This is a genomic window from Micromonospora olivasterospora (genome assembly GCF_007830265.1).
Taxonomy (GTDB): domain Bacteria; phylum Actinomycetota; class Actinomycetes; order Mycobacteriales; family Micromonosporaceae; genus Micromonospora; species Micromonospora olivasterospora.
On the sequence record NZ_VLKE01000001.1, the window covers coordinates 687,629 to 705,240 of the forward strand.

Here is a 17,612-nt window from a genome sequence, read left to right on the forward strand (position 1 = left end):
CGGGGCGGCGGCACGGGGTTGGTCAGTTGGGCGAGGTAGCGGTCCAGCCGGCCGTCGAGCAGCGCGTCGGCCAGGTCCAGGCCGGCCACCGCGGCGATCTCGTCGGCGTACGGGCGTACCAGCGGGACGGTGCCCGTGACCAGGCGCGCCGCCGCGGCCCAGAGCTGCCCGGTGGAGCCCGGACGCGCGCCGAGGCAGAGCAGCATGTCGTCGCGGTACCCGGACGGGGCGACGGACAGGTCGAGGGCGGCGGCGAACGCGTACCGCCGGGACACCACCCGGACCGACGGGTTGGCCAGCCGGAGCACGGACGGGCAGAGCCGGGCCAGGTCGGCGGCGGCCAGCCGGACGCCGAGGTGGTCGTCGCGGGCGCGGGCCCCGGCGACCTTACCGAGCGTGGCGATCAACTCCTCCAGCCGCGGCTCGTCGGCGGGCTGGCAGAGCACCGGCAGGTCGAGCCGGGGCCGCCAGCGCGGGTCGGCCCAGAGCAGGCGGGCCGGCGCGGTGACCGGCAGCCCGAAGGCCCAGTCGGCCGGCTCGCCGAGGTGGGCCAGCCAGGAGCGGACGTCCCGGACGGCCACCGAGACGTGGGTCAACCGGCCGCCGGATTCGGCCAGGTAGGCGCGGCGGGCGGCGTACGGGACGGGGTGGGGCCCGCCGTTTGCCGGTCCGGCCCCGGATGCGTCGTCGACCAGCACGTCGAGGTCGACGTCGCTGTGCTCGGTGGCCCCGCGTCGGGCGTGGCTGCCGCGCAGCAGGATGCCGACCACGGGGCGTTCGGCCGACTGCCGCAGCCGGGCGGCCCACTCGTCGAAGAACCCGTCGCCAGGTGACGCAGCGTGACCCACCGCGCCATCGTGCCGTACGCCCGATCCGGGCGCAATGCCGGTTGGCACACCGCCTGTCCGATCCGGAGCCTAGTGCCCGGTGTCGGTTGGCGCGATGTCGCCGGCGTGGCGGTGTCCGGGACGGCGAGTCCCCGCGATGTCGCCGACACGGCGGGGTCCGGGACGGCGAGTTCCCCCGATGTCGCCGACCCGGCGGTGTCGGGTCCGCGAGCGGGGTCGTGGCACCAGCACCCGGAGCCGACCGTTGCGGTCGCCCGGTCATCTCACCTAGCGTTGAGTTCATCGACTGTTGAATTTTGCGGGAGGTGGGCGATGGACCCTGCGATCGCGGTCCGCGACCTGGTCGTGGACCGGGGCCGGCGGCGGGTGCTGCACGGCATCAGCTGTGCGGTGCCGCGCGGCGCGGTGACCGGCCTACTCGGCCCCAGTGGCAGCGGCAAGACCACCCTGATGCGGGCGATCGTCGGGGTGCAGGTCGTCCGCTCCGGCTCGGTGACCGTGCTCGGTCGGCCGGCGGGCGCACCGGCGCTGCGCCGCCGGGTGGGCTACCTCACCCAGGCCCCCAGCGTGTACGCCGACCTCACGGTGCGGGAGAACGCCCGGTACTTCGCCGCGCTGCAGGGGCGGGACCGGGCCGACGCCGAGCGGGCCGTGGCCGACGTCGGGTTGGCCGACGCCGCCGGCCAACTCGTCGGCACCCTCTCCGGTGGGCAGCGCAGCCGGGCCTCCCTGGCCTGTGCCCTGGTCGCGCAGCCGGAGCTGGTCGTCCTCGACGAGCCGACCGTCGGGCAGGACCCGGTGCTACGGGCCGACCTCTGGGCCCGGTTCCACGCCCTCGCCGCCGCCGGCACGACCCTGCTGGTGTCCAGCCACGTCATGGACGAGGCGGCCCGCTGCGACCGGCTGCTGCTGATCCGCCAGGGTCGGCTCGTCGCCGACGACACCCCGGACGCGATCCGCGCCGCCGCCGGCGTCGACGACCTCGACGAGGCGTTCCTGCGCCTCATCCGCGCTGGCGAGGCGGCGGCCGGCCGCGACGGTCGGGGGGCGTCATGACCCCCCGCATCCTGGCCGCCACCACCGGCCGAATCCTGCGGCAGTTGCGGCACGACCGGCGCACCGTCGCCCTGCTGGTGCTGGTGCCGGCGCTGCTGCTGACGCTCGTCAACTACATGTACGCCGACCAGCCCGCCCCGCCCGGCCAGCCGAGCATGTTCGACCGGGTGGCGCTGGTGATGCTCGGCGTCTTCCCGTTCGTGATCATGTTCCTGGTGACCAGCATCGCCATGCTGCGCGAGCGCACCTCCGGCACCCTGGAACGCCTGCTCACCACCCCGCTCGGCCGGCTCGACCTGCTCTTCGGCTACGGCATCGCGTTCGGGCTGGCCGCCGCCGGGCAGGCGTGCGTCGCCGCGGCCGTGGCGTACTGGGCGTTCGGTCTCGAGACCGCCGGCAGCAGCGCCCTGGTGATCGTGATCGCGGTGGTCAACGCGGTGCTCGGGGTGGCCCTCGGGCTGCTGTGCAGCGCCTTCGCGCGCACCGAGTTCCAGGCCGTACAGTTCATGCCGGTCGTGGTGCTGCCCCAGCTGCTGCTGTGCGGCTTGTTCGTCGCCAGGGACCAGATGGCCGGCTGGTTGCAGGCGGTCAGCGACGCCCTGCCGCTGTCGTACGCGGTGGAGGCGTTGCAGGAGGTCGGCGCCCACGCCGAGCCCACCGCCACGATGTGGCGCGACCTCGCGGTGGTGGCCGGCTCGGTGGTGCTGGCGCTGGTGCTCGCGGCGGCCACCCTGCGCCGGCGCAGCGGCTGAGGCTCCCGGCGGCCCGCTCCCCCGCGACGCCGCCGGACGGGCCGCGACGGGCAGGGAACGGCCGCGACGGACGGGAACACGCAGGAAGGGGGCCCCGACGGGCGGGGGCGGGCCGCGCCGGACGGGAACAGGCAGGAATGGGCCCCGACGGGCGGGGACGGGCCGCGCCGGACGGGAACAGGCAGGAAGGGGCCGCGACGGGCGGGGGCCGCGACGGGGGCGGGCTTGGGGCGTACCCGCGATGGACGAGCGAAGGGCGGCGATGGCGCGGCGAACGGGGCGGCGGCCCGGCAACCCGGACACCCGGGAGGCGATCCTCGGCGCGGCGCGCGCCGCGTTCGCCGAGCGGGGCTTCGACGCGGCCTCGATCCGGTCGATCGCCCAGGCCGCGGGCGTCGACCCGGCGCTGGTCCACCACTACTTCGGCAGCAAGGACCAGCTCTTCCTGGCCGCGATGAACGCCCCGCTCGACCCGGGGGCGCTGCTGCCGGCGGTGCTCGCGGGCGCGCCGGACGGCCTCGGGGAGCGGCTGGTGCGCACCTTCCTCGGGGTGTGGGACTCGCCGGCCGGCGCCGCCGCCGTGGCCCTGCTGCGCTCGGCGGTCAGCAACGAGTGGACGGCCCGGCTGCTACGCGAGTTCGTGGTCACCCAGGTGCTGCGCCGGGTGCTCGACCACCTCGACGTCGACCCGGCCGAGCTGCCGCTGCGCGGCTCGCTGGTGGCCACCCAGCTGATCGGGCTGGCCACGACGCGCTACGTCCTCCGGCTGGAGCCGGTCGCCTCCGCCCCGCCCGAAACCCTGGTCGCCGCGCTCGCTCCCACCGTGCAGCGCTACCTCTTCGGCGACCTCGGGTGAGGGCACCGGCCGGCGCCCGGCCCGGCCGGCCCGACCTCCACCGCGGCCGTCGTTCCCCGCCCGCCTGCCGGAGGGCGGGGAACGACGAATCAGCGGGTCTGCTCCAGCCAGGACGCGTACAGCAGGCCGTAGACCGAGTCCGGGTCGCGGACCAGCTCGTCGTGCGGCCCGCGCTGCACCACGCGGCCCCGGTCCACGACGATCACCTCGTCGGCCGCCTGGGCGGTGGAGAGCCGGTGCGCGATGGCGAGCGTCGTGCGGCCCCGGGTCACCGCGTCCAGGGTGCGTTGCAGGCGTACCTCGGTGGCCGGGTCGACCGCGCTCGTCGCCTCGTCCAGCACCAGCAGGTCCGGGTCTGCCACGTACGCCCGGGCCAGGGCGACCAACTGCCGCTCGCCCACGCTCAGCGCCTCGCCGCGCTCCCCCACCGGCGTGTCCAGCCCCGACGGGAGCCCGTCCAGCCAGTCGGCCAGCCCCAGCTCGGTGAAGGCGGCGGTGAGCTGCGCGTCGGTCAACTCCGGCCGGGCGAAGCGGACATTCTCCCCGACGGTGGCGTCGAACAGGAAGCCGTCCTGCGGGACCATCACCACCCGGGAGCGCAGCGAGGCGAACCGGACCTGCCGCAGCGGCACCCCGGAGAGCAGCACCTCGCCGGTGGCCGGGTCCATCAGCCGGGTGAGCAGCTTGGCGAACGTCGTCTTGCCGCTGCCGGTCTCCCCGACCACCGCGACCCGGCTCTTCGCCGTGATCTCCAGGGTCACGTCGTGCAGCACCGGCGGGCCGCCCGGGTAGGCGAAGCTCACCCCGGCGAACCGGACGTCCAGCGGCCCCGACGGCAGCTCCCGCCCCCGTTCCCCGGGGTCGGCCACATCCGGGGCGATGTCCAGCACGTCGAGCACCCGCCGCCAGCCGGCGATCGCGTTCTGCGCCTCGTTGAGCACCTCGGTGGCGATCTGCACGGGCTGGATGAACAGCGTAACCAGGAACAGGAACGCGGTGAGCTGGCCGATGGACAGGTCGCCGCCCGCGCCGAGGACGATGCCGAGGGCCACCACGCCGGCCAGCGCCAGCCCGGCGGCCAGCTCGCCGACCGAGCTGCCCATGATGCTGATCCGGATCGCCCGCTGCTGGGCCAGCCGCTGCCCGTCGATCGCGACGTCGAGCCGGCGAGCCGTCCGCCCGGCGATCCCGTACGCCCGGATCACCGGCGCGCCCACCACGCTCTCGGCGATGGTGCCGAGCAGGGTGCCCGTCCGCTGCCGGACGACCGCGTACGCCCCCGCGAGGCGACGTTGGAGCAGCCGGATCACCAGCACCGCCGGCGCGAACGCGGCGAGCACGACCAGGGTCAACTGCCACGAGTACGCCAACATCACGGCCGTGGTCACCAGCAGCTGGCCGAGGTTGACGATCAGGATCACGCCGCCCCACTGGAGGAACTGGGTGATCTGGTCGACGTCGCTGGTCACCCGCGACACCAGCGAGCCGCGCCGCTCGGACTGCTGGTGCAGCATCGACAGGTCGTGCACGTGCCGGAACGCCCGGGTGCGCACGTTGGCCAGCGCCGTCTCGCTGACCGTGAACAGCCGGCGCATCATCAGGTACCCGCAGACGGTGGTCACCGCCAGGACGGCGGCGGTCACGGCCACGACGGACCACACCACGCCCAGGTCGAGCCCGCCGACGATGCCGTCGTCGATGCCCTTCTGCACCGCCACCGGAACGGCGACCCGCCCGACCATGTAGACCAGCGCCAGGCCGAGCGTGCCGGCCAGGCCGGTGCGCAGCTCCGGGGAGAGAGCCAGCCCGCGGCGCAGCGTCCGCCAGGTCGACTCGCCACCCTCCGCCGGCCGCTCGTCCTGCTCCACGGTCGCGCTGCTCACCGGTCCCACCTCTCGTCCGCGACTGCGGGGCTCCGCTCCGCTGCACTCCTCGCGCTCACCGGGGGCCCGCCTTCCGTTCGCGACTGCGGGGCTCCGCTCCGCTGCACTCCTCGCGCTCACCGGGGGCCCGCCTTCCGTTCGCGACTGCGGGGCTCCGCTCCGCTGCACTCCTCGCGCTCACCGGGGCCCGCCTTCCGTTCGCGACTGCGGGGCTCCGCTCCGCTGCACTCCTCGCGCTCACCGGTCCACCTCGACTTCCTCCAGGCCGGAGGCCAGCGGGCCGACCTCGTCGTACGTGCGCTGCTGCGCGCGGTCGGTCTCGGCCTGCTCGTAGGCGGTGACCAGGTCGGCGTAGCCGGGGACGGTGGCGAGCAACTCGACGTGGGTGCCCCGGGCGACCACCCGCCCCTGCTCCAGGTAGACGACCTCGTCGGCCAGCGCGATGGTGGCCCGCCGGTACGCCACGACGAGGATCGACGCGGCCGGACCGCCGGCGGCCGGGGCGCGCAGCCCGGCCAGGATGGCCGCCTCGACCCGGGGGTCGACCGCGCTGGTGGCGTCGTCGAGGACCAGCAGGCGGGGCCGCCCCGCGAGGGCCCGGGCCAGGGTGAGCCGCTGCCGCTGCCCGCCGGAGAGCGAGGTGCCCCGCTCGCCGACCATCGTGTCGAGCCCGTCGGGCAACGCCGCGACGAAGCCGTCGGCCTCGGCCAGCCGCAGCGCGGCCCAGACGTCGTCGTCGGTGACGCCCGGCCGGTCGAGGGTGATGTTGGCCCGGACGGTGTCGTCGAAGACGAACGGCACCTGGGCGACCAGCGCGACCGTGCCGGCCAGCGACGCGGGAGTGACCTCGCGGACGTCCACCCCGTCCAGGGCGACCGTGCCGGCGAGGGGGTCGACCAGCCGCACGGCCAGCGACGCGATCGTGGACTTCCCGGAGCCGGTGGGGCCGACCAGGGCCACCGTACGGCCGGCGGGGACCGTGAACGAGACCTCGCCGAGCACCTCGGTGCCGGGCAGGTGCGCCTCGGCCGGCTCGTACGCGAAGCTCACGTCGGCGAAGGTGAGGGTGGCCGGGCCGGCCTCGTCCGGGTCGAGCGCGCGCTCGCCGTACGGCATCTCGCCGGTGGCGTCGAGGACCCGGCGGACGCGGTCCCAGCCGGCGACGCTGCGCGGCAGCTCGGCCAGGACCCAGCCGATGGCCCGCACCGGGAAGGCCAGCACGGTGAACAGGAACGCGACGCTGACCAGCTCGGTGACGGTGATCGCGCCCTGCCGGAGCCGGAACGCGCCGACCACCAGCACGGCGAGGGTGCCGAGGCTGGGCAGCGCCTCCAGCATCGGGTCGAAGACGCCGCGCAGCCGGCCGACGGAGATCAGCGCGTCGCGCAGCTCGCCGGCCCGGGTCGCGAACCGGGCGGTCTCCTGGGCCTCGCGGCCCATGGTCTTGACCACCAGGGCACCGTCGAAGCTCTCGTGGGCGATCCCGCTGACCTCGGCGCGGAGCCGCTGGGCCCGGGCCTGGCGGGGGGCCATCCGGCGCGAGTAGACCACGTTGAGGGCGAACAGCGCCGGGAAGACGGTCAGCCCGACCAGGGCGAGCGCCCAGTCGGTGGCGAAGAGCGAGGCCACCGCGCCGACGAGCATCACGAGCGTGCCGACCGCGAACGGCAGCGGGGCGATCGGATACCAGGCCGCCTCGACGTCGGAGTTGGCGTTGGACAGCAGGGTGCCGGTGGCGTTGCGCTGGTGCCAGGACAGCGGCAGGTCCAGGTAGCGGCGGGTGACCCGGCGGCGGTAGGCGGCCTGGAGCCGGAACTGCATGTAACCGGCGCCGAGCCGGCGGCCCCAGATGCCGACCACCCGCAGCACGCTCATGCCGAACAGGGCGCCGGCCGCCGCGGCGAGCGCCGCGACGCCGACCGACCCGCGCTCGATCGCGGGCACCACCACGTCGCCGACCACCGCCCCGACCACGTACGCGGTGGCCACGACCAGCAGGCCGAAGAGCACGCTGCCGGCCACCGCGACCGCGAAGATCCGCGGCTGTTCCCGGATCGCCCGGCCGAGAACCCACAGCCCTCTGCGCAGCACGTCCCGACTTGTCCTGCTGGTCACGCTCTCCCCCGCCGTAAGCCGCAATTATCCCCCCTCATCCTTACCGGTCCGGTCCAACCGCGCCGCCCCGGGCCGGACATGTCGGCGATCACGTTCCGCGCGTTCTCGACGCGGCGGGCCGCCAGCGGGGCGCGCCGGGCGCGCGGTCCGGCCTACGATCGGTGCCATGCCGCGGTACGCCCGGTCGGAGCGCGACGCGCTCGCCGACCTGATGCTGAGCGTGGGCCCGGACGCGCCGACCGTCGCGGAGGGCTGGACGGTCCGGGATCTCGCCGCCCACCTGCTCGTCCGGGAGCGACGGCCGGACGCGGCCGGCGGGATCGTGCTGCCGCCGCTGCGCCGGCGCGCCGAGCGGGTGCGGGCGCAGCTCGCGACCCGGCCGTTCGCCGAGCTGGTCGCCGAGGTCCGCCGCCCGCCGGCGTGGAGCCCGGTGAGCAACCCGCTCACCCACGAGCTGTTCAACACGCTGGAGTTCTACGTCCACCACGAGGACGTCCGCCGGGCCACGGCCGGGTGGCAGCCGCGCGAGCTGCCGGCCGGGCTGCACGCCCGGCTGTGGCGCCAGGCCGCGGTGCTGGGCAGGCTCGGGCTGCGCCGCTTCCCCGCCGACGTGCTGGTGCAGGCGCCCGGGTACGGCGAGCTGGCGGCGGGCCGGGGCGGCCCGCGGGTCCGGCTGGTCGCCGCGCCCGGCGAGCTCGCCCTGTTCCTCACCGGCCGGCAGCGGGTGGCCCGGGTCCAGGTGGACGGCCCGGCGGCGCTTGCCGACCGGCTGCGCGCCGCCCGGCTGGGCATCTGACGCCGGCCGGCGTCGCGCCCACGGGCCAATCATGGGGGCCGATCCGGGCTGTCGTACCCTCGTCCGGGCGCCCGGCCCGGGGCGCCCCGGACGGAGAGGCGCACATGCGGAGCTTCGCGCTCTCGGCACTGCACGAACCGCCGTTTCCCACGCGGCGACACGCGGACACCGACCGCGCCGCCGAGGAGAGCCTGGACTGGGCGCGGGCGCTGGGGCTCGCCACCGAGGAACCGCGCCTGCGCCGGCTGCGCCGCGCCGCCGCCGCCGAGCTGGCCGGGCGCACCTGCCCGGACGCCGCAGCCGACCGGCTGCGCCTGCTGACCGACCTGGTCACCTGGTTGTTCGTCGTCGACGACGCGTGCGACGAGGACGGCCTGGGCGACGACCCCACCCGGCTGGCCCCCGTGGTCGCCGGCCTGCTGGACGTGCTGGACCGGCACGGCGGCCCGGGCGCGCCGCCCGGCAGCCCGCTCGCCGCCGCGCTGGACGACCTCTGCCGGCGCACCGGCGCCCACGGGCGGCCGGCGCTGCTGCTGCGCTTCGTCAGCCAGGTGCGCGACTACCTGCTGGCGCTGCTGTGGGAGGCGGCCAACCGGCAGCACCGGCGGGTGCCGGGGGTGGCCGAGTACGTCCAGCTGCGCCGGCACACCGGCGCCGTGCACCCCGCCTTCACCCTCACCGACCTGGCGTACGACGCGCCACCGGGGGCGGCCCGCCGGGTCTCCGCGGCGCTGGCCGGCGTCGAGACCCTGGCCGGCGACCTGGTCTGCTGGTGCAACGACCTGTTCTCGTACGGCAAGGAACACCGCTCGGACCCGGACCCGCACAACCTGGTCAGCGCGATCGCGGCCGAGACCGGGCAGGACGAGGCGGCGGCGCTGCGCGCCGCCGCCGACCGGTTCAACCGGGGCCTGGCCACGTACGCGGAGCGGGAGGCCGAGTTGCTCGGGGCCGGCGTTCCCGCGGTGGGCGCCTTCCTGGCCGCGCGGCGCAACTGGATCAGGGCGACCTACGACTGGTCGGCTCGCTCCGCCCGGTACGCCTGATCGCGGGCGGTCCACTAGCCGCAACGTCGCTCGGTTAAGGCGTTGTGGCGGCTGTCGAGGGGTGTGTCGCTCAGGCAAACAGAAGCGGAGTTCCGGTATTGAGGTGAGTCACTCCAAGACACCCTCGAGACCAGGAACTCCGCTTTGGTCGATCAGATTGCCATAACCCGTACGGTGAGGGTAGCCGCGGGGGTGTTCGCACCGGGTCATCTGGGTGAGTTGACCCAGTTCATACCTTTCGAGATGGTCGATGAGATCCTCGCGGCGACCCGCCGTACGCAGCAGCGGATCCGACTGCTGCCGGCCCGGGTGGTGGTCTATCTCGTCCTGGCGGGTTGCCTGTTCGCCGAACTCGGCTACGGGCAGGTGTGGCGGAAACTGACCGCCGGTCTGGCCGGGCTGGACCTGGCCGAGCCGTCCTCGGGGACGTTACGTGAGGCACGGCAGCGGCTCGGGTCTGCGCCGCTGCGGGCGTTGTTCGACCTGCTCCGCGGCCCGGCGGTCACCACGGCGAACCACGCCGTGCGCTGGCGGGGGCTGCTGGTGGCCGCGATCGACGGGACCACGATGTCGGTAGCCGACGCCGAGGCGGTCCGGGCCCGTTACCGCAAACAACGGGGTAACCACGGCGGGGCCGGCTACCCGGCCCTGCGGCTGAGTGTCCTGCTGACCTGCGGCACCCGCTCGATCATCGACGCCGTGTTCGGCCCGATCAGCACCGGTGAACTCGACCAGGCCCACACCCTGGCCCGTAGCCTGCGGGCCGGGATGCTGCTACTGGCCGACCGCAACTACGCCGCCGCCGACCTCATCACCACCCTCGCCGCGACCAAGGCCGACCTGCTGATCCGCTGCAAGAACGGCCGCCGCCTACCCGTGATCACCCGCTACCGCGACGGCTCATGGCTATCGACCATCGGCACCCTGCGCGTGCGGGTCATCGACGCCCAGATCACCATCAGAACCAGCGACGGCACCCGCACCAGCGGCTACCGGCTGATCACCACCCTGCTCGACCCGCACACCCACCCCGCCGGCGAATTGATAAAGCTGTATCACCGCAGATGGGAAATCGAAACCGCCTACCTGGAGATCAAATCCAGCATCCTCGGCGGCCGGGTCCTACGCGCACGCACCCCCGACGGCATCGACCAGGAGATCTACGCCCTGCTCACCGTCTACCAGGCCCTCCGCACCGCCATGACCGATGCCACCGACAGCCAGCCCGCCACCAACCCCGACCGAGCCAGCTTCACCACCGCCCTGCACACCGCCCGCGACCAGATCACCAACGCCACCGGCGTCATCGCCGACACCGTCATCGACCTGGTCGGCGCCATCGGCCGCGCGGTCCTGGCCCACCTGCTACCCGACCGCCGGATCCGGGTGAAAACCCGGATGATCAAACGCTCAAACTCCAAGTACCAAGCCCGCGGACCCAACGTAGACCGGCATAGCTACAAAGCCACCATCGCGATCGACATCATCACAAACCATTGCGAAACACCCGCCGGACCTTAACCGAGCGGCGTTGCCACTAGCCGACGTCCGGGGGCAGGCAATACTCTTCGGTAACCGCAGAACCGACGTGACCCCCGTCACGCCTCCACCCCCGAAGGCGGCTACAGCGATGGCTCTCGATGTACCGTACCGCTCCATCCCGGACATGTTCCTCCAGCGCGTGGCGGCGACCCCCGACCGCCGTGCCTTCGGCCACCCCGCCCCCGACGACTCCGGGCCGGTCTGGCTGACCTGGGCGCAGGTCGGGCAGCGCGCCAAGGCGATCGCGGCCGGGTTGCACGGGCTCGGCATCGGCCAGGAGGACCCGGTGGCCATCCTGTCGAGCACCCGGCTCGACTGGGTGCTCGCCGACTTCGGCATCATGCTGGCCGGCGGCGCCACCACGACGGTGTACCCGACCACCGAGTCCGCGGACGCCACGTACATCGTCGCGGACTCCGGGTCCCGGGTGCTGTTCGCCGAGAACCCCGTCCAGGCCGCTAAGGTCGCCGGGGCGGAGCTGCCGGCGCTGACCCACGTGGTGCTCTTCGACGGCGCGGCCGACCCCGCCGCGGCCGTGCCCCAGCTCACCCTGGCCGAGTTGGCGGAGCGCGGCGCCCGGGCGCTCGAGGCCGAGCCGGGGCTCGTCGAGCGGCTGGCCGAGGGGATCGGGCCGGAGCACCTGGCCACCCTGATCTACACCTCGGGCACCACCGGCCGTCCCAAGGGCGTCGAACTGCTGCACGGCGGCTGGTGCTGGGAGGGGGTGGCGCAGGCGGACGTGGGGCTGCTGCGCGACGACGACCTGCAGTACCTCTGGCTCCCGCTGTCCCACTCGTTCGGCAAGACCCTGCTCTGCGGGGTGACCCACGTCGGCCTGCCCACGTACGTCGACGGCCGGGTGGACAAGCTGGTCGAACTGCTGTCCGTCGTCCGCCCGACGCTGCTGTGCGGGGCGCCCCGGATCTTCGAGAAGGTCTACAACAAGGCGGTCACCACCGCCCGGGACGCCGGCGGCGCGAAGGCGAAGATCTTCGCCTGGGGGGTGCGGACCGGCAGGCAGAAGGTCGCGCTCGAGCAGGCCGGCAAGCCGGTCCCCGTCGGGCTGCGGCTGCGCTACGCGCTGGCCGAGAAGCTGGTGTTCAGCAAGCTCCAGGCCCGCCTCGGCGGGCGGATCCGGGTGCTGGTCTCCGGTTCCGCGCCGCTGAGCCCGGAGATCGCCACCTTCTTCGCCGCCGCCAACCTGCCGATCTCCGAGGGGTACGGCCTGACCGAGACCAGCGCCGGGAACTTCGTCAACCCGCCGGGCGGGCTGCGCATCGGCACCGTCGGCAAGGCGCTGGGCGACCTGGAGTGCCGGATCGACACCGACAAGGAGATCCTGGTGCGCGGCACGCCGGTGATGCGCGGCTACCACAACCTGCCCGAGGAGACGGCCGCCGCGTTCACCGCCGACGGCTTCTTCCGCACGGGGGACATCGGCACCCTGGACGACGACGGGTACCTGCGCATCACCGACCGCAAGAAGGACCTGGTCAAGACGTCCGGCGGCAAGTACATCGCCCCGTCGCACATCGAGGGCATGTTCAAGGCGCTCTGCCCGTACACCTCGCAGGCGGTCGTCATCGGTCAGGCCCGCAACTTCTGCACGATGCTGGTCACCCTCGACCTTGACGCGATCCGGGCGTGGGCGGCCGGCGGCCCGCTGGAGGGCAGGGGCTACGCCGAGATCGTCGCGTCGGCCGAGGCCCGGGCCATGGTCGAGGAGCACGTCGCGCAGCTCAACGCGAAGCTCAACCGCTGGGAGACGATCAAGAAGGTCACGGTCCTGCCCCGCGACCTGTCCATCGAGCACGGCGAGATGACCCCGTCGCTGAAGATCAAGCGGCGTGGTGTGGAGAGCAACTTCGCCGCCGAGATCGACAAGATGTACGAGGGATCGCTCGCGGAGATCTGAGCCGACCGGCCAGGGCGGGAGTCAGGCGATGACCGCCGGCTCCCGCCACTGGGGCCGGCCGCCGCGGTCCAGGTCGTACCGGACGGCGGCGAGCCGGCCGACGGCCTCGACGAGGTCCGCGGCGGGCAGGGTGAACGGCAGTCGCAGGAAGCGCTCCAGCGTCCCGTCCAGGCCGAACCGGGGACCGGGCGCCAGCCGTACGCCGATCTCCTCGGCCTCCCGGGCGAGGGCGCTGGAGATCGGCCCGTCCAGCTCGACCCAGAGCGTCACGCCGCCGCGCGGCACGGTGACCCGCCAGTCCGGCAGCAGCTCGGCCAGCGCGCCCGTGAGCGCGTCCCGCTGCGCGGCGAGCTGCGCCCGGCGGGCGGCGACGATGGCCGGCCCGGCGGCGAGTAACTGGACCGCGACCAGCTGGTCCAGCACCGGGCTGGCCATGTCCACCCCGACCCGGGCCGCGGCCAGCCGCTGCACCTGCGGGGCGGAGGCGCGCACCCAGCCGATCCGCAGGCCACCCCAGTACGGCTTGCTCATCCCGCCGATGGAGATCACCCGCGAGTGCCGGTCGAAGGTGGCGACGGGCGGCGGCAGCGGGGTGCCGTCCAGCGGCAGGTCCACGAACGACTCGTCGATGACCAGGTCGGTGCCGGCCGCGTGCGCGGCGGCGACCACCCGCTCGCGCAGCCCGGCGGGCATCAGGTGCCCGGTGGGGTTCTGGAACTCCGGGATCAGGTACGCCAGCTTCGGCCGGCCCTGGCGCAGGCTGCCCAGCAGCAGGTCCGCGTCCCAGCCGGGCCCGTCGACGGCCAGGCCGTGGGTGGTGATCCGGGCCCGGCGCGCGGCCAGCGCGGCCAGGGCGTTCGGGTACGTCGGGGACTCGACCAGGACGCTGCCGCCGGGGGCGAGGGCGAGCCGCAGCACCAGGTCCAGCGCGTGCTGGGTGCCGCTGGTGACCATGATCTGGTCGGGCGAGGTGGGCAGGCCGCGCGCCGCGTACCCGGCGGCCACCGCCTCGCGCAGCTCGATGATGCCCGTCGGATGGTAGCCCGCCCCGCCCAGGTAGCGGGGCAGATCCTCGGCCGCGGCGCGGGCGGCGGCGAGCAGTTCCGGCGGGGCGGCCAGCGCCGCCACCCCGAGGTCGATCATGTCCCGGTCGTCCTGCGGGGTCCACAGACCGGTGCTGGCCACGCGATGGGTGCCCGGAAGCATCGTCCAGCTCCCCGCGCCGCGCCGGCTGGCCAGGTGGCCGGTCTCCCGCAGCTGCCGGTACGCCGCGGTCACCGTGGTCCGGCTGATCCGCAGCGCCTCGGCCAGCTCGCGCTCGGCCGGCAGGCGTACGCCCAGGGGCAGGCGGCCGTCGGCGAGCAGGCCGCGGACGGCGGCGGCGAGCGCGGCGTAGTCGGGGCTGCGCCGACGGCCCGGCAGGGCGTGCCACTGTCCCAGCAGTCGAGCCAATTGGGCACCGCGCACCTGACTTGTCATGGCCACCCCTCCCATATTGGCTCTTCCCGCATCAGAATTGGCCCCTAGAGTGGCATGCATGTCAGATATTGGCAATCTGCTCCAGCGTCCGGTCCGGCGCCTGACCCAGCTCTACGCGGGGCTCGTCCTGTACGGCGCGAGCATGGCGCTGATGGTCCGCTCCGAGCTCGGCCTCGACCCGTGGGACGTGTTCCACCAGGGGCTGTCCCGGCGCACCGGGCTGTCGTTCGGCACCGTCACCATCGCCGTCGGCGCGCTCGTCCTGCTGCTGTGGATCCCGCTGCGGCAGCGCCCCGGCCTGGGCACGGTCAGCAACGTGCTCGTCATCGGGCTGGTGGTCGACGCCACCCTGGCCCTGCTGCCGGGCGGCGCCCCGCTGCCGGCGCGGGCGGCGCTGCTCGTCGCCGGGATCGTGACCAACGGCGCCGCCACCGCGCTGTACCTCGGCGCGCGGCTCGGCCCGGGCCCCCGGGACGGCCTCATGACGGGGTACGTGGCCCGCCGCCCGGGCCGGTCGATCCGGCTCGTCCGCACCGTCATCGAGGTCACCGTGCTGGCGCTGGGCTGGCTGCTGGGCGGCACGGTCGGCGTCGGCACGGTCGCGTACGCGCTCGCCATCGGGCCCCTGGTCCAGCTGTTCCTGCCCAGATGCGCGGTGACCCTGCCGGCGCGGCCGGCCACCGACCGCGTCGCGCCGGTCGCGGTGCGGCGCGGACAGCCGGGCTGAGCTGGGACGACGACGGGGTAGCCAAAGTGGCAGTTTCCTCCGAGGCCCGGGCACGGCATCATTCCTACATGGGGGAGAACGGATGGCGCTGGACGGACGCCTGGATCTTCGTGGCACTGGTCATCGCGAGCGGCGCGGGGCGGCACCGCCGGTCGGCGTCGACCCGCCGGCCGGAGGGGGTCCGGCTCGCTGACGTGCTCTCCACCGCCGACCACCTCAACCAGGCCATACCCGAACGGCACGAGGTGGAGAACGCCGTCCGACGGCTGCTCGGCGCCGGCCTGGTGACCGTCTCGGACGGCTGGTTCCGGATCACCAGCGAGGGCGAACGACTCTGGCGCACCCGGCCGAGTGCCGGCCTGGCGACCATGGTGGACACCGTGCAGGGCGCGCTGCGTCGCCGGCACACCCCGGGCAGCGCCGACTGGACGCTCGCCGAGGAGGAGCACGCCGCCGCCGTGCAGGAGTACGTCGTCCGCTCGATCCCGGCTCCCCGCCGCTCGCCCGAGGGGCAGTCCGGGCGCGGCTGACCGGGTCTCCCGTCCGCCCGGCCGGCGCGCCGGGCGCGGATGGTGCCGCGCGGGCGGCGGCCCCTCCCGGCCGTCAGCGGACAGGGTGGCCGTCAGCGGACAGGGTGGCCGTCAGCGGACAGGGCGGCTGTCAGCGGACAGGGTGGCCCGAGGCCCGGAGGCTCTCCTTGACCTCGCCGACGGTCAGCTCCCCGAAGTGGAAGACGCTCGCGGCCAGCACCGCGTCGGCCCCCGCCGCGACCGCCGGCGGAAAGTGGCCGATCTCGCCCGCGCCGCCGCTGGCCACCACCGGTACGTCGACGACGCGGCGCACCGCACCGATCAGCTCCAGGTCGAAGCCGGCCTTGGTGCCGTCGGCGTCCATCGAGTTGAGCAGGAGCTCCCCCGCGCCCAGCTCGGCGCCGCGCCGCGCCCACTCGACCGCGTCGATCCCGGTGCCCCGGCGGCCGCCGTGGGTGGTCACCTCGAAGCCGCTCGGCGTCCCGCCGGCCGGGGCGCGGCGCACGTCGAGGGAGAGCACCAGCACCTGCCGGCCGAACCGGTCGGCGATCTCGGCGATCAGCTCCGGCCGGGCGATCGCGGCGGTGTTCACCCCGACCTTGTCGGCGCCGGCCCGCAGCAGGGTGTCGACGTCGGCGACCTGCCGGACGCCCCCGCCGACGGTCAGCGGGATGAACACCGACTCGGCGGTGCGGCGCACCACGTCGAGCATCGTGCCGCGGTCGCTGGACGAGGCGGTCACGTCCAGGAAGGTCAGCTCGTCCGCGCCCGCCCGGTCGTACGCCGCGGCCAGCTCCACCGGGTCGCCCGCGTCCCGCAGGTCGAGGAAGTTGACCCCTTTGACCACCCGCCCCGCGTCCACGTCCAGACACGGGATCACCCGTACCGCCACCGTCATGCCGCGAGCCTATCCCCCGACCGTCGCGCCTCCCTCACCCCACGTCCCCGAGGTACGCCTCCAGCTCGACCTCCACCAGGTGCTCCGGGTCGATCAGCCCGGCCACCACCACCATGGTCGCCACCGGGCGGACCGCCCCGAACACCGCGTTGTGCGCCCGGCCGATCTCGTCGGCGAGGCTCCGGTCGGTCACGTACATCCGGGTCCGGACCACGTCGGTCGGCCCCGCGCCCACCTCGGCGAGCGCGGCCAGGCCGATCCGCAGCGCCTGCGCGGTCTGCGCGGCGGCGTCGCCGACGTGTACCACCCGGCCGTCGACGGTCGAGGTGCAGCCGGCGGTGATCGCCAGATCGCCCGCGCGGACCACCCGCGAGTAGCCGTACACGGCCTCCCAGGGGCCGCCGGAGCCGAGCCGGGTGACGGCGGTCACGCGGCAGCCAGGACGTCGAGCGCCTGCCGCACGGTGAACGCGCCCGCGTAGAGCGCCTTGCCGGCGATCACGCCCTCGACCCCGACCGGCTCCAGGGCCGCCAGGGCGCGCAGGTCGTCCAGGGTCGACACGCCCCCGGAGGCGATCACCGGGGCGCCGGTGCGGGCGCAGACCTCGCGCAGCAGGTCCAGGTTCGGCCCGCGCATGGTGCCGTCCTTGGTGATGTCGGTGACCACGTACCGGGAGGCCCCGGCCTTGTCGAGCCGCTCCAGCACCTCGAACAGGTCACCGCCCTCGCGGGTCCAGCCCCGGGCCGCCAGGGTACGGCCCCGCACGTCCAGGCCGATGGCGACCCGGTCGCCGTACTCGCCGCAGATCCGGTCGCACCACTGCGGGTCCTCCAGCGCGGCCGTGCCGATGTTGACCCGGGCCGCGCCGGTGGCCAGGGCGGCCCGCAGCGACTCGTCGTCGCGGATGCCTCCGGAGAGTTCCACCTTGACGTCGAGCCGGCGGACCACGTCGGCCAGCAGGGCGGCGTTGGAGCCCCGGCCGAACGCGGCGTCCAGGTCCACCAGGTGGATCCACTCGGCGCCGTCGCGCTGCCACGCCAGCGCCGCCTCGAGGGGATCGCCGTACGCGGTCTCGCTGCCGGCGGCGCCCTGCACCAGCCGGACGGCCTGGCCGTCGGCGACGTCCACGGCAGGCAACAGGGTCAGGCTCACGTTTCCACTCCTTCGGT

At 74.6% G+C, this 17,612-nt stretch carries 15 protein-coding genes and 1 pseudogene; 9 read left to right on the forward strand and 7 right to left on the reverse strand.

The genetic code is table 11. The features are described from left to right. Positions 1-176: 176 nt before the first annotated feature. A pseudogene (locus tag JD77_RS35040) lies at positions 177-896 on the reverse strand (phosphoribosyl-AMP cyclohydrolase); the annotation flags it as partial. A 264-nt stretch (positions 897-1,160) separates the two neighbouring features. On the opposite strand from JD77_RS35040, the gene JD77_RS02820 reads away from it, so the two are divergent. From JD77_RS02820 to JD77_RS02830, 3 genes are all read left to right on the forward strand, one after another. Beyond that, on the forward strand, positions 1,161-1,904 hold the full coding sequence (locus JD77_RS02820) for an ABC transporter ATP-binding protein (RefSeq protein ID WP_145772903.1): 744 nt from the start codon (positions 1,161-1,163) through the stop codon (positions 1,902-1,904). Then, positions 1,901-2,656, forward strand: coding sequence for an ABC transporter permease (locus tag JD77_RS02825; protein ID WP_145772904.1), 756 nt, complete (start codon positions 1,901-1,903; stop codon positions 2,654-2,656). Before JD77_RS02820 ends, JD77_RS02825 begins: the two co-directional genes overlap by 4 nt. Before the next feature lie 262 nt (positions 2,657-2,918). Continuing rightward, a complete protein-coding gene (locus JD77_RS02830) occupies positions 2,919-3,512 on the forward strand; it encodes a TetR/AcrR family transcriptional regulator (protein ID WP_145777392.1) in 594 nt (197 codons plus the stop codon). Between the two features lie 89 nt (positions 3,513-3,601). On the opposite strand, the gene JD77_RS02835 is transcribed toward JD77_RS02830, so the two are convergent. Further along, on the reverse strand, positions 3,602-5,380 hold the full coding sequence (locus JD77_RS02835; RefSeq protein WP_145777393.1) for an ABC transporter ATP-binding protein: 1,779 nt from the start codon (positions 5,378-5,380) through the stop codon (positions 3,602-3,604). 252 nt (positions 5,381-5,632) lie between these two features. Next, positions 5,633-7,510, reverse strand: coding sequence for an ABC transporter ATP-binding protein (locus JD77_RS02840; protein WP_145772905.1), 1,878 nt, complete (start codon positions 7,508-7,510; stop codon positions 5,633-5,635). A gap of 166 nt (positions 7,511-7,676) precedes the next feature. Here JD77_RS02840 and JD77_RS02845 point away from each other — a divergent pair, with 166 nt between their 5' ends. The 4 genes from JD77_RS02845 to JD77_RS02860 all read left to right on the forward strand — a co-directional run bounded on the left by JD77_RS02845 (position 7,677) and on the right by JD77_RS02860 (position 12,809). Next, complete coding sequence (locus tag JD77_RS02845; protein ID WP_145772906.1) at positions 7,677-8,306, forward strand: TIGR03085 family metal-binding protein; 630 nt, start codon at positions 7,677-7,679, stop codon at positions 8,304-8,306. 104 nt (positions 8,307-8,410) lie between these two features. Next, positions 8,411-9,352 (forward strand): terpene synthase family protein, encoded by a 942-nt coding sequence (locus tag JD77_RS02850; protein WP_145772907.1) that lies wholly within the window; start codon positions 8,411-8,413, stop codon positions 9,350-9,352. A 192-nt stretch (positions 9,353-9,544) separates the two neighbouring features. After that, entirely contained in the window at positions 9,545-10,873 is a 1,329-nt protein-coding gene (locus tag JD77_RS02855) for an IS4 family transposase (RefSeq protein WP_281292163.1), read from the forward strand. A gap of 109 nt (positions 10,874-10,982) precedes the next feature. Next, entirely contained in the window at positions 10,983-12,809 is a 1,827-nt protein-coding gene (locus tag JD77_RS02860; protein WP_145772909.1) for an AMP-dependent synthetase/ligase, read from the forward strand. Positions 12,810-12,830: 21 nt separating this feature from the next. Here JD77_RS02860 and yczR read toward each other — a convergent pair whose 3' ends face one another. After that, positions 12,831-14,288, reverse strand: coding sequence for a MocR-like transcription factor YczR (gene yczR, locus JD77_RS02865; RefSeq protein WP_145772910.1), 1,458 nt, complete (start codon positions 14,286-14,288; stop codon positions 12,831-12,833). A 58-nt stretch (positions 14,289-14,346) separates the two neighbouring features. Between yczR and yczE the strand changes: the two genes are divergently transcribed. Both yczE and JD77_RS02875 read left to right on the forward strand, forming a co-directional pair. Beyond that, the gene (gene yczE / locus JD77_RS02870; RefSeq protein WP_145772911.1) at positions 14,347-15,015 is read left to right on the forward strand and encodes a membrane protein YczE; all 669 of its coding nucleotides are present in this window, start codon (positions 14,347-14,349) and stop codon (positions 15,013-15,015) included. 68 nt (positions 15,016-15,083) lie between these two features. Further along, entirely contained in the window at positions 15,084-15,545 is a 462-nt protein-coding gene (locus JD77_RS02875) for a hypothetical protein (protein ID WP_145772912.1), read from the forward strand. Between the two features lie 130 nt (positions 15,546-15,675). Here JD77_RS02875 and hisF read toward each other — a convergent pair whose 3' ends face one another. The 3 genes from hisF to priA are packed head-to-tail and all read right to left on the reverse strand — an operon-like array spanning position 15,676 to position 17,595. After that, entirely contained in the window at positions 15,676-16,443 is a 768-nt protein-coding gene (hisF, locus tag JD77_RS02880) for an imidazole glycerol phosphate synthase subunit HisF (protein WP_145772913.1), read from the reverse strand. A gap of 34 nt (positions 16,444-16,477) precedes the next feature. Further along, complete coding sequence (locus JD77_RS02885; RefSeq protein ID WP_145772914.1) at positions 16,478-16,873, reverse strand: RidA family protein; 396 nt, start codon at positions 16,871-16,873, stop codon at positions 16,478-16,480. After that, positions 16,870-17,595 carry a bifunctional 1-(5-phosphoribosyl)-5-((5-phosphoribosylamino)methylideneamino)imidazole-4-carboxamide isomerase/phosphoribosylanthranilate isomerase PriA gene (gene priA, locus JD77_RS02890; protein WP_145772915.1) on the reverse strand — a complete coding sequence of 242 codons (726 nt, stop codon included), beginning with the start codon at positions 17,593-17,595 and terminating at the stop codon, positions 16,870-16,872. Before priA ends, JD77_RS02885 begins: the two co-directional genes overlap by 4 nt. Positions 17,596-17,612: the final 17 nt, after the last annotated feature.

Bases quoted from the DNA above. Each gene is read 5' to 3' on its own strand.
- JD77_RS02820 (WP_145772903.1), top strand. From the start codon at position 1,161: ATGGACCCTGCGATCGCGGTCCGCGACCTGGTCGTGGACCGGGGCCGG.
- JD77_RS02825 (WP_145772904.1), top strand. From the start codon at position 1,901: ATGACCCCCCGCATCCTGGCCGCCACCACCGGCCGAATCCTGCGGCAG.
- JD77_RS02830 (WP_145777392.1), top strand. From the start codon at position 2,919: ATGGCGCGGCGAACGGGGCGGCGGCCCGGCAACCCGGACACCCGGGAG.
- JD77_RS02845 (WP_145772906.1), top strand. From the start codon at position 7,677: ATGCCGCGGTACGCCCGGTCGGAGCGCGACGCGCTCGCCGACCTGATG.
- JD77_RS02850 (WP_145772907.1), top strand. From the start codon at position 8,411: ATGCGGAGCTTCGCGCTCTCGGCACTGCACGAACCGCCGTTTCCCACG.
- JD77_RS02860 (WP_145772909.1), top strand. From the start codon at position 10,983: ATGGCTCTCGATGTACCGTACCGCTCCATCCCGGACATGTTCCTCCAG.
- yczR (WP_145772910.1), bottom strand. From the start codon at position 14,288: ATGACAAGTCAGGTGCGCGGTGCCCAATTGGCTCGACTGCTGGGACAG.
- yczE (WP_145772911.1), top strand. From the start codon at position 14,347: ATGTCAGATATTGGCAATCTGCTCCAGCGTCCGGTCCGGCGCCTGACC.
- JD77_RS02875 (WP_145772912.1), top strand. From the start codon at position 15,084: ATGGGGGAGAACGGATGGCGCTGGACGGACGCCTGGATCTTCGTGGCA.
- hisF (WP_145772913.1), bottom strand. From the start codon at position 16,443: ATGACGGTGGCGGTACGGGTGATCCCGTGTCTGGACGTGGACGCGGGG.